Below are 14,556 nucleotides of genomic sequence, written 5' to 3'. Positions count from 1 at the left end.
CCGAAAAAATCAAAAGAAGTAGTAGTAAACACTATACGGTGCGGGGAGGTCTAAACAAACTATTCAGGGCGGGCGCCGGTAAGTACTGGTCTTTTAATACCGGATAATTGATCGTTACCGGTTGATACATTTCCTGTATACGGATGCTGACTACTTTTGCCAGCGGTATAAAAGTTTGCTGTAAAAGATGGCCGTCTATCTGTTTATAAGGTAACTGCCGGTCTTGTTCCTGGTCATTATCGCCATCATCGGCGACGGTATAATGAATGGTGAGAAAGGTTGTAAAACTGATATTGCGGTTGAGCTGGTGATGATATACGTAATGGTTCAACAACGCCGGTACTTTCAATAACTGATTGAATGCACTGTTGTGTAATACAAAAAGAAATAATAATATGTAGGCACTCCTTTTTTTCACCGACGCAAAGATAACAGATAAAAACAAAAGAGGGTATATCAAAAGTAAATTAAGCAGCCTGAAAATAATATTAATGAAAAAGGGGCTACCAGGCAGCGTCTAAAATAAAAAGAGGGGTACCGTACTTTTGATACACCCTCTTTTTATTTAGACCCGGGATAGGAATATTCCAGTCATCTCATAACCTACAACTGTTACACTGTTAAGTAACATGGCGCAAAGATAGGCGCAGTGAATCAAATAAAGTGAGCCGCTATACAGAAGGTTAGCAATAATTTATGCTTTACGCCTTCCTCCACCATAGCGGTATTACCGGCAATAGCAGCGTTGATATCCATATATAAAATTTTCAAATATGGAAATATAACAATGATGTTCCTATTGCCACTCTTCACGCAGGGATTTCATCTACAGCTTCCCGTTCCCAAAAACGGTGCTGAGCAATCGCTTTAATAAATGCTTTGCTGTTACTGTCTATCAATAGTCCCGGTTCATTTTCTTCTATTGGCAGATAGGTTTCTTTAAGCACTTCAATTCCTTCCCGGTTAACGGCAACCGCCTTACAATGTTTGTAAGCTTCGTTAATGAAGTGGAGTGCAGCTGGTTCTTTTTTAAGCAGGGCGGCGCTGGCAGCTCCACCGGGCACGTATACCGCATCAAACAATACCGAAGCAGCAATAAGCAAACTCTGATCTGCTTCCAACCGGGTACCGTTGCTTACTTTGATCTGGCCGAGCTTCGGGGCGATCAATTGCACCTGTGCGCCGGCTGCTATCAGGTCGGCTTTCATTTTGCTTACATCCGTACCAGACACACCGTCGGCCACCAGGAAGGCCACTTGCCTGGATGTAATGGTATTTTTAACGGTGTTCGCCATACTGAGCGCAGCAGAAGAAGCCACCTGCTGCTTTTGGGCTCTGGGCTCATAATCCTTTATATTAGCGTCTGCCGGACGTATATGATTAATGGGTTGCTCCGGTTTAGCGGGCACCTGTATACCCAATCCAGCAGCTACCCGGCTTGCCAATGACTTCTCTACCTGGGTTAATAATCCCACCACACGTACACGTATATCCGGCCGCGTTACCTTGCCTAATTCAAAGCGCAAGGCATTTACGATATGTGTTTTTTCTACCTCCGACTGGCTATTATAAAACAGGGTAGCCTGACTGAAAAAGTCGAAGAAGCTCTGGCTACGCCCACGGATCTTCCTGGCATCCACTTTTTCTTCATAAGAGGTGAATCCTCCATCGCGTACGCCTGCCTGAAAAGGACATCCATTGCTAACGGTGTTGGGTTCATAAGAAGTTTCGGCGCGGTTAATGGCCTGCCGCATAAATCCGTCGCGTTGATTATTATGCACTGGCGCTACGGCACGGTTAATAGGTATTTCATGGAAATTAGGTCCCCCTAGCCGGATCAGTTGCGTATCTGTGTACGAAAATAAACGGCCCTGTAACAAAGGATCATTGGTAAAATCGATACCCGGCACCAGGTTTCCTGGATGGAAGGCTACCTGTTCTGTTTCTGCAAAGAAATTATCAGGGTTACGGTTCAATACCATTTTGCCGATACGTATTACCGGTACTACTTCTTCCGGAATTATTTTAGTAGGGTCCAGCAAATCGAAGGGGAACTTATGCTCATCTTTTTCCGCTACTATTTGTACCCCCAGTTCCCATTCCGGAAAAGCGCCAGACTCAATGGCATTCCAGAGGTCGCGACGATGAAAATCTGAATCTTTCCCCGAAATTTTCTGGGCTTCGTCCCAGGCTACAGCATGTACACCCAACAAAGGCTTCCAGTGAAACTTTACAAAACAGGATTTACCCGTCGCATTAATAAAGCGGAATGTATGTATGCCAAAACCTTCCATCATACGTAAACTACGGGGTATAGCCCGGTCGCTCATCACCCACATGATCATGTGCATACTCTCCGGCGACAGGGAAATAAAGTCCCAGAAAGTATCATGTGCCGAAGCTGCCTGGGGCATTTCGTTCCGTGGCTCCGGCTTTACAGCGTGAACGAAATCCGGGAACTTGATCGCATCCTGAATAAAAAAGACAGGGATATTATTACCTACCAAGTCGTAGTTGCCTTCATCGGTATAAAACTTGACCGCAAAACCGCGCGCATCGCGGGCCAGATCGCTGGAACCACGGGAACCGGCTACAGTAGAAAAACGAACAAACACAGGCGTTTGTTTTTCCGGGTCTTGTAAAAAACCAGCCTTGGTATATTTCGCCATCGACTCGTATACCTGGAAATAACCATGGGCTGCCTCTCCACGGGCATGCACTATCCGCTCTGGTATACGCTCATGGTCAAAGTGTGTAATTTTCTCCCGTAAGATAAAATCTTCGAGTAAAGAAGCCCCGCGCTCACCAGCTTTCAGAGAGTTCTGGTTATCATTGATGCGTACGCCCTGGTTGGTAGTAAGAAACTGGTCTGTTCCTTCTTCTGTATGAGGGGCGAGGTTTTCCGTTTTTTTACTGGGCTTACTCCCAGTAGTCTTTTTTTTCTTTGCCATGGTTTTCGTGGTTTTAATGATGGGGTAGGATCACTAATTTTACAGAAACCATACCATTACCCTATATGTATCTAAACGCATGAGGCAGCCTTTACGGATTCGGGAAAGTTATTTACGGGATGCAAAAATTTGCGATTAACTTCGCAGGCAAAAGGTACCCCATGAAAACACAATCCTTCCCCGCAAGCGAAAGAGGCACAAAAGATATTGGCTGGCTGAAAAGTAATTTCTTTTTCAGCTTCAGCGATTATTATAGTCCTTTGCGCAGCGCCTTTGGTACACTGGTGGCATTTAACGACGATTACGTAGAAACCGGTAAGGGCTTTGGCATCCATCCGCATGTGAATATGGAAATCATTTCTGTATTGCTGAAAGGGAAGATGAACCACAAGGATAGCATGGGGTACAGTACAGAAATAGAAGCGCCCTCCGTACAGATCATGAGCGCCGGCAGCGGGTTAAGGCATGAAGAATACAACATAGGCACAGAAGAAGTGAACTTTCTGCAGATATGGATAACACCCAAACAGCAAAATATTACTCCCCGTTACCAGCAAAGAAATTTTCCGAAAGAAAACAGGAAGAATAAACTGGTTACTATCGTTTCCAGTGAAGAAGGATTACAGCATTGCTGGATCAACCAAAATGCAAAATTGTCACTTGGCTATTATGAACAACCAGTTAACCTCACCTATACCTTTAACCCGGTGAATAAATGTGTGTTCATTTTTTCCATCTCCGGCGGTTTAAGGGTGTTAGACCAGGTATTACAAGAGAGGGATGCTATCGGTATATGGGAAATGGGTGAGATCACCTTGCAGTGTGCCGAAAAAACTGAGTTCCTGATCATCGAAACCCCCATTAACCAGAAGTAATACAAATTTCAGAAAGCATTTATTTATTCCGGCGGAATCGTTAAATTTATAGGGCACCATAGTAAAGGGTCATTTGCCCATATGATTAATACCGCTGAAAATAACTACATAGGTTTCGAGGTACTCTTTAACCATGCTACCATTGGCATACTAGTCGCCGACGCTAACCATATCATTCGGATGGCTAACCCCTTCCTCCTTAACCAGTTCGGCTATACGAAAGAAGAGCTCAAGGGGCAACCACTGTCTCTGCTTTTGCCTTACCAGGAACCTGAATATACTGCGGTACGGAAAGATGGCAGCCGCTTTCCGGTAGAAATAAGTGAAGGAAACCACCACACCACAGCAGGAATGCTAACCATCACTTACATCATGGATATTTCCGACCGGAAGAATATTGAGCTTACCCGGCAGGCATTACACCAGCAAGAAAAAGAAGCAGCCCTGAAAGATGGCGCCCTACAGCGCATGAACAGCTTCCTCACCAGCTTATGGGCCAATGCAGGCGCTATCCTGATGGTGATCAATCCGGATGGTTTTATCCGGTGGTTTAACCCCGCAGCAGAACGGATATTAGGCTACAAAGCCAGTGAAGTGGTAGACATATGCACCCCGCTCATTTTACACAACAAGGAAGAACTAGCGCTTCGGGCGGAAGAATTTTCCCAGGAATTGCAACAACCGGTGAGCCCGGATATGGAAGCACTCACCATCCGCGCCCAGCTAAACCTAGCCAACGAATACGAATGGTCGTACATCCGGAAAAATGGCAGCACCTTACCCGTTTCCTTAACGATAACGGCTATCCGTAATGCCGGCGACATTACCGGCTATATGGCCATCGCCATCGACCTGTCGCAAACCAAACAGGCAGAATCTGAACTGAGGATAGCCCTGGAAAAGGAAAGGGAGCTCAATGAGCTGAAGTCCAGGTTCGTATCGCTCGCCTCCCATGAATTCCGGACTCCCCTCAGTGCCATTTTATCCTCCATTTACCTGGTGTCTAAATATGAGTTACCGGAAGATGTTAATAAACGTAATAAACACATCCAACGCATTATTTCTTCAGTAAACATGCTGACGGACATCCTCAACGATTTTCTGTCGGTAGGCAAAATAGAAGAAGGCAAAATACAGGTACGCTATAGCACCTTTGATACCGGCAAGCATATCGGCAACGTTATCCTTGAAATGGAAGGACTGAAAAAAAATCAGCAACAGATATACTATGCGCACCATGGCTCACCCAATGTATGCCTCGACGCCACCCTGCTAAAACATATTGTGATGAACCTCATTTCCAATGCGGTGAAATTTTCACCGGAAGGCGCCATCATTTCTATCCGTACCCAATGCAATCTACAAGGATTTCAACTCTCTGTAAAGGACAGAGGCATCGGGATTTCGCAGGAAGACCGGCAGCACCTCTTCGAACGTTTCTTCCGCAGCCAGCAGGTGGCCAATATCCAGGGCACCGGCCTGGGATTGCACATTGTGGCCAAATATGCAGAACTGATGAATGGTACAGTTACCTGCAACAGCGAGCCTGAATCCGGTACCGAGTTTATTGTTTCCCTTCCTTTCCCCCAAACTGATGACAATGGAGAAAATATTGTTGATAGAAGATAATCCGGCCATCTGCGAAAATGTAGCAGAAATCCTGGAGCTAGCCAACTACCAGGTTATTACCGCCAATAACGGCAAAGAAGGCGTGGCCATGGCCCTGGAACACCTCCCCGACCTCATTGTATGTGATATTATGATGCCCATTCTCGACGGCTATGGCGTATTGCATATGCTACATAAAAACAAAGTTTTACAAGCTACCCCCTTTATCTTCCTCACCGCTAAAACAGAGAGGAGCAATATCAGAAGGGGCATGGAGATGGGCGCAGATGATTATATCACCAAGCCTTTTGAGGGTACAGAGCTGCTCAGCGCCATTGAGAGCCGCCTGAAAAGATGCGCAGAAATTAAAAACACAACCATTTCAGGACTAAAGGGCTTACAAGTGCTGTTAGCTGCCAGTACCGGCGAAGAACAGCTGTTGCAGCTGAAAGAAGACCGGAATACCCATCACTACAAAAAGAAACAAAACATCTACAGCGCAGGCAACCGTCCGGAATACCTCTACTATCTGTTACAAGGAAAAATAAAAACCTATAAACGTAACGACGATGGTAAAGAACTGATCATCGGATTGTATAATGAAGGGGATTTCCTGGGTTATAATGCCTTACTGGAAAAGGGCAACTACCAGGAATACGCAGAAGCCATGGAAGATAACACCCTGGTAGCAGTAATACCCCATCAGGACTTTGAACAACTGATCAGCAGCAACCCGGAAGTATTGGGAAAATTTATTCAACTGCTTTCACGGGAAATGGCCGAGAAAGAACAACAACTGATCGGACTGGCTTATAACTCCCTACGCAAAAAAGTAGCGGAAGCCTTGTTAACGCTCAACAAAAAATACAATACAGCCAGCAACAAGCAATTCACCATTGAAATCAGCCGGGAAAACCTGGCTGCCGTGGCAGGAGTAGCTAAAGAATCACTGATACGTACACTGGGCGATTTCCGTGACGAACGTTTAATCACTCTCAAAGAGGGGCAAATCGGTATTTTATCTGCCCATAAACTCACCGCTATGATTAACTAACCCGTTACTCTTTCATCTTTTCCTTTTCCGCAGCAATAAATATCAGGAAAGCGAGCTTTATCCGCTCGTATTCCTGTACCATGCCTTCTACATCATTCTTTAAAACAGCATATTGGTGTGGCGCCGGTTGGTTTTCTGGCTGCAATTCCAACCATGTAAGCTGTTCGCCTACTTCGTGCCGCAATAATACCAGGGATTCCTCCCTGTCGAGCATGGTGAGCTGAAACTCTTCCGCCTCTTCAATAAAGGGCCGGTGCATCGTTTCTTTCAATGCAGCTGCCAAGCGGTTTATCAGCGACGCATTATCTTCTCTTAGGGTTTTCAATACCCTGATCCAGGTTTTACAGGCCTGCAAGTATTCCCCTGCAGGCGGATCAGGTAGGATGTCGTTTAGCATAATAAAAGCTAATTATAATAAGTTTGGAGTTCATGCAGGTTCTTTGCCAACGCCCATTCTTTCAACAGACTGTTCAGTTGCTGCTGGGCCAACAACATCTCCCGGATATTTTCCTGTAAAACAGACAATTGCCCACCATTGTCTCCAGCTAACAAGTATTCTTTTCCAATAACATTATCCAGCATATGACCCATCGCTTTACCCTGTGCCACAAATTCGCTAATTAGCTTATGTACTTTACTAATATGATCATAACCAGGTTCCCACAATACTGGCTCATTCTTTTTATTACCGGTGGCAGATTGCAGCTCTTCCTGCAGGTTACGCAATACCACGCCGTGGTAAACGGTTACCTCCTGGTAATAATGGATCGTTAAATCAGTAACATCCTGGATAAAGCCCGACCCCCAAATAGCGGACTCTTTCATTACCGTATGTAGTACTTCCACCTGCTGCAATACTTTCAGCGCCTTCGGAGCGGCATGCTCACGGATATAAGCATCAATGGCAATGGCATGCACCCGGTTATAATCCAGGGCAGACGGGGTCATATCTAACAAATATTTTACCCGGGAATGCCGGCCATATTGCCTGAAAATGAAGTTCCCATATTTGCGTAAGTGCTTAATGGGAAAGAAAAGAAAACCTTCACAAAATTTCCGCTGACGTGAAGAGGGAGTTAAACCGCTAAACAACATATGCTATTTTTTGTGAGATGCCGTTAGAGAAGTATCACCGTTGCCAAAACGGTGATACTTCTCTAACGGCATCTCTGTCCTCATTTTGTTTATGCTCCAGGAATCCAGGTGGATGTCCATTTGCTGCACAAAACTAAAACAGCCGGATTTGCTGAACAATGACGGGGGTTATCGGGTAGGTTGACCGTGGTCATTTTTCAAGATGACCACCATCATCTCTTTTCTGTGGAGGTTGGTAATCCAAACAACGAAACACCAGGAATTTCCTGACTACACGGCCACACAGCCTCACTTCGATGGGAGGAAGCGGGATAACAGTATGGAAGAATGGCGCCAGTTCTGCCACAAATGCTTGCTCATCTTTATCATCCTTTACATCAGTAAGGGAATTAATAAACAAGGCATTCTTTCCCTTCAAGGCCTGCAGGTCTGTACCAATAAAATCAAACTGTAATGCATTTTCTCCAATGATATTTTTGGAATATACCATACGATGCAGGTATAAATTGAGCATCGCGCTGGTCTTATAATCGTCTGCAGAAAAAATAAAGTCATCCGGATATTGTGTAGCCAATTCACGTACACCTTTACCTAATCCTTCCCAACCTATCATGGTATCGTCTGAATGAATAGGTACCGGATACAAAAGCACTTCAACCGCCAACGCCAGATGTACTACCAGCGAACAAATCCATTGCCAGCGTACATACTTAAAGGTGAGCCAGGTACTTACCCAGATAGTGCCTGTAATATAAGCAGGCATCATCCAATTGAGTTTTACCCAATACACAGGGGACATCAACAGGAACAATAAAAAAAGAGGCAGAAAAAAACAAAGTAAAAATAGCTGGGGTGCAGGGATGCGCAAGATATGCCAGCGATACTTGCAGATAAACTTGTAGCAATAGTACAGCAAAGCAAAAAACAGTACCGGCAACAAGATAGCCGCCTGGTGCCCAATAACCCCTAAAAGATCCAAAGGGCGGAAAGCAATACCTTCCACCCGCTCAGACGATTGAAACCGGAAGGAAGCAAAGTTGTTGTTCACATTCCAGATCACTACCGGTGCGATGGTGATAAAAAAGACCACCACGCTGGTCCAAAACCAAGGAGACCACAAATAACGGCGGTGTTCACGGGATAACAGCAGATACAACACCGCTCCTGCCGGTAGGAAAATAGCGGTGTATTTACTGTCGAAAGCCAGCCCCATCGCAATACCCGCGCATATCCAATAAACCCGGCGCCCTTCAAATACAGCCCGGTACATGGCCAGCAACGATAAAGCCCAAAATAACAGTAATGGTACATCAGGTGTAGACACCAACGATAAGATGGTAATCATCAGCGTGGCATACAATAATAACAATGCATTCCAGGAACGGGTACGCGGCAGAAAACAACGGGCCAATTGGTAGAAAACCAGTAAAGTACCCACCGTTACCAGTGTATCGGCCAGTTTAATGACATACACATGAGACCCTAATAAATCTGTAAATCCCCGTAAAATCCAGGCAATAGCGGGAGGGTGGTCGAAATAGGAAAGAGCAAAATGCTGTCCATAAAAGTAATAATAAGCATCCTGGGGCATCGCCCCCATCAGGCCTATAAATGATATTCGTAGTAAAACAACCACACAGATGGACATAGCCATCCATTTATTTGATGAGATATAGGCCATAAGCCGATCATCTCCGGATGATTTCCGCATGATAGGTGCTGACAATTAATTGTGACGCATTAGTTGATAGTGCAAACCGTTCCCACAATCTCTATGCCGTAAGACTGAGTATGAACATATTGTCACTCTTACAATAATGCGCCGCTAGCCTTTCTGTTTAAAAAATGGAAAAAAAATTTGCCAGGCGACTGTGGATACGCACCATCTTTTAATAAAAAAGGCATCAACCTTCGTATACCCATTACCGGATCCGGCTTTCCGTATAACTGGCTTTTCCATATAAAAGGCCAACTTTTTGCTATTCATTTTGTTTGACTAATACAAGTCCTGTATTCACTAAAACCGTCCTGCATGGCAGTTAAGATCCGTCTTCCGGAGCACATTAAAGGTTTAAGTGACGCGGCAGTAATTGCCGCCAGGGGAAGATTTGGCAATAATACGTATGTGGCGCCCCCCCGTAATCCGGTATGGCACATGCTAAAAGAAATATTTAGTGAGCCCATGCTCATATTGCTAATAGCGGTCACTATCCTTTATTTTGTAATGGAACAGCTGGAAGAAGCCTATTTTATGCTCGCGGCCATTTTGTTGGTATCAGGCATTTCTTTCTATCAAGACAACCGCAGCCGGAAAGCATTGAAGGAACTGGAAAAACTAAACGAGCCGCTCAGCAAAGTTATTCGTAATGGTAAGCTAAAAAGCGTTCCTACCAGTGAAATTGTACGCGGCGATATGATGCTGGTATCTGAAGGCAACACCATTAATGCAGATGGCATTATTGTGCACAGCAACGATTTTTCCGTCAACGAGTCTGCCCTTACCGGCGAAGCCTATACGATTTTTAAACAGGCCGGCAGTGACAACAACAAGGTGTATAGCGGCACCCAGGTAGTATCCGGACTGGCCATTTGCGAGGTAACACAGGTTGGCTCTCGTACCAAACTTGGGCAACTGGGCACCTCCATTATCACCATCAAACCGGAACCCTCTCTGCTACAACTGCAGATAAGGCAATTTGTAAAATGGATGGCTATAGCAGGTATCGTGATATTCCTGGCAGTATGGCTGACCAACTATGTACATAGTGGCAGTTTTACCGACAGTTTACTAAAAGGGCTTACACTGGCCATGTCTGTTTTACCGGAAGAAATCCCTGTGGCTTTTACCACTTTTATGGCGCTGGGCTCTATGCGGCTGATGCAGATGGGAATTATTGTGAAAAGAATACGTACAGTAGAAGCCCTGGGGAGCGCCACTGTTATTTGCACCGACAAAACCGGCACTATTACGGAGAACAAAATGCAGCTGCAGCTCGTATACCGGGGAGCAGATCATACTTTATATGACGCAGCGCATTTGCCAGCAGATGTTATTACCATGGCCATGTGGGCCAGCGAGCCGGTACCTTTTGATCCCATGGAAAAAACACTGCATAGCATATACGAAAAGCTCGTTCCATCGGATGAGCGCAGCGCCTGGGAAATGGTACACGAATATCCGCTGGATGGCAAACCACCTATGATGACGCATATATTTGCCAACCACCAAGGGGCACACATAGTTGCCGCCAAAGGTGCACCGGAAGCCATTATCGAAGTATCTACCCTTTCTGAAACAGATAAAAAGGACTTGGCAGTGCGGATCAATGAACTGGCCCGGCAAGGCTACCGGGTATTGGGTGTAGCCACTGCTACTTTCACCGGAGAACATTACCCGGCCACCCAACAGGAACTGCCCTTTACCTTTATAGGCCTCCTGGCCTTCTATGATCCACCCAAACCCAACATCGGCGAAGTATTTCTCCAGTTCTACCGGGCAGGCCTGGGCGTTAAAATCATTACCGGCGACAACGCTGCAACCACCCGCGCCATCGCCAAACAAGCAGGCCTGAAGGATGCAGGCGCTGCTGTAGACGGCAATACGCTTTTGCTGATGGATGCCGCAGACATGCAGCGAACCCTCCAGCAAGTGAACATCTTTACCCGCATGTTCCCTGAAGCCAAGCTGGCCGCCATCAACGCTTTGAAAGCCTGTAATGAAATAGTGGCCATGACAGGCGACGGCGTAAATGACGGCCCTGCACTAAAGGCCGCCCATATCGGCATTGCCATGGGGAAAAAAGGAACTGAAATCGCCAAACAAGCCGCCGCCCTGATCCTGGTAAATGATGACCTGAGCAGCATGTTAGATGCAATTGCCATGGGCAGAAGGATTTATGCCAATATCAAAAAAGCCGTGCAATACATTATCTCCATTCACATCCCTATTATCTTTACCGTATCCCTCCCTTTATTCCTGGGCTGGATCTATCCAAATATCTTCACTCCGGTACACGTCATTTTTCTGGAAGTGATCATGGGGCCTACCTGCTCTATTGTATATGAGAACGAACCCATAGAGGCCAACGCCATGTTACAACCACCACGACCGATTACACAAACATTTTTATCTTTCCGGGAAATGAACATCAGCATCCTCCAGGGACTAATCATTACCGCCGGCGTATTGGGGGTTTATCAATGGAGCCTTACACAACAGCATAGCGAAGTATATACCCGTAGCATGGTGTTTACGACACTGGTACTGGCTAATATTTTCCTTACTTTAGTAAACCGCTCTTTTTATTATTCTTTTGTTCACAATATGCACAACCATAATAAGTTGATGGTAGCAGTTATTTACATCACGCTGGTGTTGCTGGCCATTATGCTATATGTTCCGCCTGTAGCAGACTTTTTCAGCATTAAGGCCTTACAGCCACGGGAGGTATGCATCTGTGCCGGTAGCGCCGCTGTAACCGTATTATGGTTTGAAGGCTGGAAATGGTGGAAACGTTCCAGACACGCAGCTAAAAATCTATCCCCATCATGAAGGTATTTACAACCCGGGTAATTCCAGAAGAAGGACTCCAGTTACTTCAACATGCAGGCATTACCGTTACCCAGTGGTCAACAGAAAGAGAACTGACTCAGGAAGAGCTAGTCGCCGCCTGCCAACAAAGTGATGCCTTGCTTTTTGCCGGCGGCAAAAACATAGACCGTGCTTTTATGGAACAATGCCGGCATTTAAAAGTAATCAGCCTGTTGTCGGTAGGCTACGATAACGTTGACCTGAAAGCCGCTACAGAATTAGGAATACAGATCACTAACACGCCTGAGGTACTGAGCAATGCTACCGCCGATACCGCTTTTTTATTAATGCAGGCTGTTGCCCGGAAAGCTTTCTATCAACATAAAAGAATTATAAAAGGCGAATGGGGATTTAGTGCTCCTACTGCTAACCTGGGCATTGATATAGCAGGAAAAACCTTGGGTATCTGGGGCCTCGGCCACATCGGCTATGTAATGGCCCAACGATGCCGCTATGCATTCGGGATGAAGATCATTTACTGCAACCGCCACCGGAATGAAGCAGCAGAACAAGATCTGCAGGCCACCTATGTATCTTTTGATGAATTACTGCAACAAAGTGACATACTCAGCGTGCATGCCTCACTCACACCGGAAACCAAAGAAAAGTTCAATAAAGACGCCTTCAGTAAAATGAAACCCACTGCTATTTTCATCAATACCGCCAGGGGAGGCATCCATAACGAAGCAGACCTGATCACTGCCTTACAGGAAGGCAGCATCTGGGGCGCCGGACTGGACGTTACCAACCCAGAACCCATGCAACCGGATAACCCGCTGTTGGATATGCCCACGGTAGCGATACTGCCACACATCGGATCGGCTACGCAGGAAACCCGTAACGCCATGTCGCGCTTGGCAGCTGAAAATATTATCGCCGCACTGGGAGGACGCCCGGTACCCAACCCAGTCAATCATCTTTACGCCCTCTGACTAAGGTTTCAGGCGCCAGTTAAAACAAATACCACTGGTAATTGTTGGGCTTATACAAACTCCGTAAACTTCAATAAAAAGCGCTATCTATGAAAAAGGTCGCTATCATCGGCGGAAAACGTATCCCCTTCGTAAAATCCTTCAAGGAATATAATCATATCAGCAACCAGGAAATGCTGACAGCCTGTCTCAATGCCCTGGTAGAACAGTACCAACTGGCCGGCAAGCGGCTGGGGGAAGTAGCCCTGGGCGCCTTGTTAAACCGTTCCACCGACTGGAACTTTGCCAGGGAATGCGTACTGGGCACCCAGCTCGACCCGCATACGCCCGCCTATAATGTACAAAGGGCCTGCGGCACCAGCCTCGACACCACGATCCAGTTAGGACTGCGTATTGCTGCCGGACAAATAGACACCGCCATTAGCGGCGGCAGCGATACCAATAGTGATATACCTCTCCAGTTTCATCGGCAGCTGGCCTGGAAACTCACCGACCTGCGCGCCGCCAGAACTTTTGGGGAACGGTTGAGAATGCTTACCTCTATCCGGTTGAAAGACCTCGCTCCTGTATATCCTTCTATCGTAGAACCCAGAACAGGCATGTCTATGGGGCAACATACCGAAAAAATGGTACAGGAATGGGGCATTACCCGGGAAGAACAAGACGCATTGGCTTTCCTGAGTCATATGAACGCAGCCCAGGCCTATACGGAAGGCTTCTTCAACGACCTGGTATTTGAGTTCAAAGGCGTTAAAAAAGACACCATTATCCGCAACGATACTACGCCAGCCAAACTTGCCGCCTTAAAACCAGCTTTCGATTTTAGCGGAAAAGGCACCCTTACCGCCGGTAACAGCACCATCTATACCGATGGCGCTTCCGCCCTGCTCATGGCTTCGGAAGAATTTGCCCAACAACAGAACTGGCCCGTACAGGCGTACCTGGTAGATGGTGAAACTGCGGCAGTAGACTATGTACATGGAGAAGGTTTACTAATGGCGCCCACTTATGCCGTTGCCAGGATGCTTAAACGCAATCACCTGCAATTACAGGACTTCGACGTATACGAAATACATGAAGCATTCAGCGGACAAGTACTTTGTAGCCTCAAAGCCTGGGAAAATGCGGAATACTGCAAAAAGCTGGGATGGGATGCCCCACTGGGCAGTATAGACCGTAGTAAGCTGAATACCAAAGGTGGCAGCGTTGCTATCGGACACCCCTTTGCCGCCACCGGCGCCCGCATTGTAGCGCAAACGGCGAAAATATTACAGGAACGCGGCGGCGGACGAGCCCTGATATCTATCTGCACTGCCGGCGGCATGGGCGTAACAGCTATACTGGAACGCTAAGTGCATCACCACCTTACTATTCACACCCAAACCAATTTTTAGCATATAGTGCCTGCTATACCTCGTTGCTAAATGATTGATCACTCATCCCCCAACGG

General features: G+C 46.4%; 11 protein-coding genes. 6 read left to right on the top strand and 5 right to left on the bottom strand.

What is annotated here, in order from left to right; translation table 11 throughout:
• Positions 1–31: 31 nt before the first annotated feature.
• The gene (locus ACDQ55_RS09000; RefSeq protein ID WP_420981037.1) at positions 32–418 is read right to left on the bottom strand and encodes a hypothetical protein; all 387 of its coding nucleotides are present in this window, start codon (positions 416–418) and stop codon (positions 32–34) included.
• 391 nt (positions 419–809) lie between these two features.
• Positions 810–2,951: a catalase gene (locus tag ACDQ55_RS08995; protein WP_420981036.1), complete on the bottom strand. Its 2,142-nt coding sequence runs from the start codon at positions 2,949–2,951 to the stop codon at positions 810–812.
• 161 nt (positions 2,952–3,112) lie between these two features.
• Here ACDQ55_RS08995 and ACDQ55_RS08990 point away from each other — a divergent pair, with 161 nt between their 5' ends.
• From ACDQ55_RS08990 to ACDQ55_RS08980, 3 genes are all read left to right on the top strand, one after another.
• Positions 3,113–3,826, top strand: coding sequence for a pirin family protein (locus ACDQ55_RS08990; protein ID WP_420981035.1), 714 nt, complete (start codon positions 3,113–3,115; stop codon positions 3,824–3,826).
• 81 nt (positions 3,827–3,907) lie between these two features.
• On the top strand, positions 3,908–5,455 hold the full coding sequence (locus ACDQ55_RS08985) for a PAS domain-containing sensor histidine kinase (protein ID WP_420981034.1): 1,548 nt from the start codon (positions 3,908–3,910) through the stop codon (positions 5,453–5,455).
• Positions 5,427–6,488 carry a response regulator gene (locus ACDQ55_RS08980; RefSeq protein WP_420981033.1) on the top strand — a complete coding sequence of 354 codons (1,062 nt, stop codon included), beginning with the start codon at positions 5,427–5,429 and terminating at the stop codon, positions 6,486–6,488. Before ACDQ55_RS08985 ends, ACDQ55_RS08980 begins: the two co-directional genes overlap by 29 nt.
• A gap of 4 nt (positions 6,489–6,492) precedes the next feature.
• On the opposite strand, the gene ACDQ55_RS08975 is transcribed toward ACDQ55_RS08980, so the two are convergent.
• From ACDQ55_RS08975 to ACDQ55_RS08965, 3 genes are all read right to left on the bottom strand, one after another.
• Positions 6,493–6,885 carry a hypothetical protein gene (locus ACDQ55_RS08975; RefSeq protein WP_420981032.1) on the bottom strand — a complete coding sequence of 131 codons (393 nt, stop codon included), beginning with the start codon at positions 6,883–6,885 and terminating at the stop codon, positions 6,493–6,495.
• 8 nt (positions 6,886–6,893) lie between these two features.
• A complete protein-coding gene (locus ACDQ55_RS08970; protein WP_420981031.1) occupies positions 6,894–7,583 on the bottom strand; it encodes a hypothetical protein in 690 nt (229 codons plus the stop codon).
• 190 nt (positions 7,584–7,773) lie between these two features.
• Entirely contained in the window at positions 7,774–9,231 is a 1,458-nt protein-coding gene (locus tag ACDQ55_RS08965; RefSeq protein WP_420981030.1) for an ArnT family glycosyltransferase, read from the bottom strand.
• Positions 9,232–9,615: 384 nt separating this feature from the next.
• On the opposite strand from ACDQ55_RS08965, the gene ACDQ55_RS08960 reads away from it, so the two are divergent.
• The 3 genes from ACDQ55_RS08960 to ACDQ55_RS08950 all read left to right on the top strand — a co-directional run bounded on the left by ACDQ55_RS08960 (position 9,616) and on the right by ACDQ55_RS08950 (position 14,458).
• Positions 9,616–12,135: a cation-translocating P-type ATPase gene (locus ACDQ55_RS08960; RefSeq protein WP_420981029.1), complete on the top strand. Its 2,520-nt coding sequence runs from the start codon at positions 9,616–9,618 to the stop codon at positions 12,133–12,135.
• Complete coding sequence (locus ACDQ55_RS08955; RefSeq protein WP_420981028.1) at positions 12,132–13,106, top strand: 2-hydroxyacid dehydrogenase; 975 nt, start codon at positions 12,132–12,134, stop codon at positions 13,104–13,106. Before ACDQ55_RS08960 ends, ACDQ55_RS08955 begins: the two co-directional genes overlap by 4 nt.
• 89 nt (positions 13,107–13,195) lie before the next feature.
• Positions 13,196–14,458: an acetyl-CoA C-acetyltransferase gene (locus tag ACDQ55_RS08950; RefSeq protein ID WP_420981027.1), complete on the top strand. Its 1,263-nt coding sequence runs from the start codon at positions 13,196–13,198 to the stop codon at positions 14,456–14,458.
• Positions 14,459–14,556: the final 98 nt, after the last annotated feature.

The organism is Chitinophaga sp. 30R24, from assembly GCF_049056765.1.
Lineage (GTDB): Bacteria > Bacteroidota > Bacteroidia > Chitinophagales > Chitinophagaceae > Chitinophaga.
The sequence above is the reverse complement of the archived record's forward strand: the minus strand, read 5'-3'. Positions and strand labels throughout refer to the sequence as shown.

Excerpts from the sequence above, each read along its gene's own strand:
- ACDQ55_RS08995 (WP_420981036.1), bottom strand. The coding sequence starts at position 2,951 with ATGGCAAAGAAAAAAAAGACTACTGGGAGTAAGCCCAGTAAAAAAACG.
- ACDQ55_RS08990 (WP_420981035.1), top strand. The coding sequence starts at position 3,113 with ATGAAAACACAATCCTTCCCCGCAAGCGAAAGAGGCACAAAAGATATT.
- ACDQ55_RS08985 (WP_420981034.1), top strand. The coding sequence starts at position 3,908 with ATGATTAATACCGCTGAAAATAACTACATAGGTTTCGAGGTACTCTTT.
- ACDQ55_RS08980 (WP_420981033.1), top strand. The coding sequence starts at position 5,427 with ATGGAGAAAATATTGTTGATAGAAGATAATCCGGCCATCTGCGAAAAT.
- ACDQ55_RS08975 (WP_420981032.1), bottom strand. The coding sequence starts at position 6,885 with ATGCTAAACGACATCCTACCTGATCCGCCTGCAGGGGAATACTTGCAG.
- ACDQ55_RS08970 (WP_420981031.1), bottom strand. The coding sequence starts at position 7,583 with ATGTTGTTTAGCGGTTTAACTCCCTCTTCACGTCAGCGGAAATTTTGT.
- ACDQ55_RS08965 (WP_420981030.1), bottom strand. The coding sequence starts at position 9,231 with ATGTCCATCTGTGTGGTTGTTTTACTACGAATATCATTTATAGGCCTG.
- ACDQ55_RS08960 (WP_420981029.1), top strand. The coding sequence starts at position 9,616 with ATGGCAGTTAAGATCCGTCTTCCGGAGCACATTAAAGGTTTAAGTGAC.
- ACDQ55_RS08955 (WP_420981028.1), top strand. The coding sequence starts at position 12,132 with ATGAAGGTATTTACAACCCGGGTAATTCCAGAAGAAGGACTCCAGTTA.
- ACDQ55_RS08950 (WP_420981027.1), top strand. The coding sequence starts at position 13,196 with ATGAAAAAGGTCGCTATCATCGGCGGAAAACGTATCCCCTTCGTAAAA.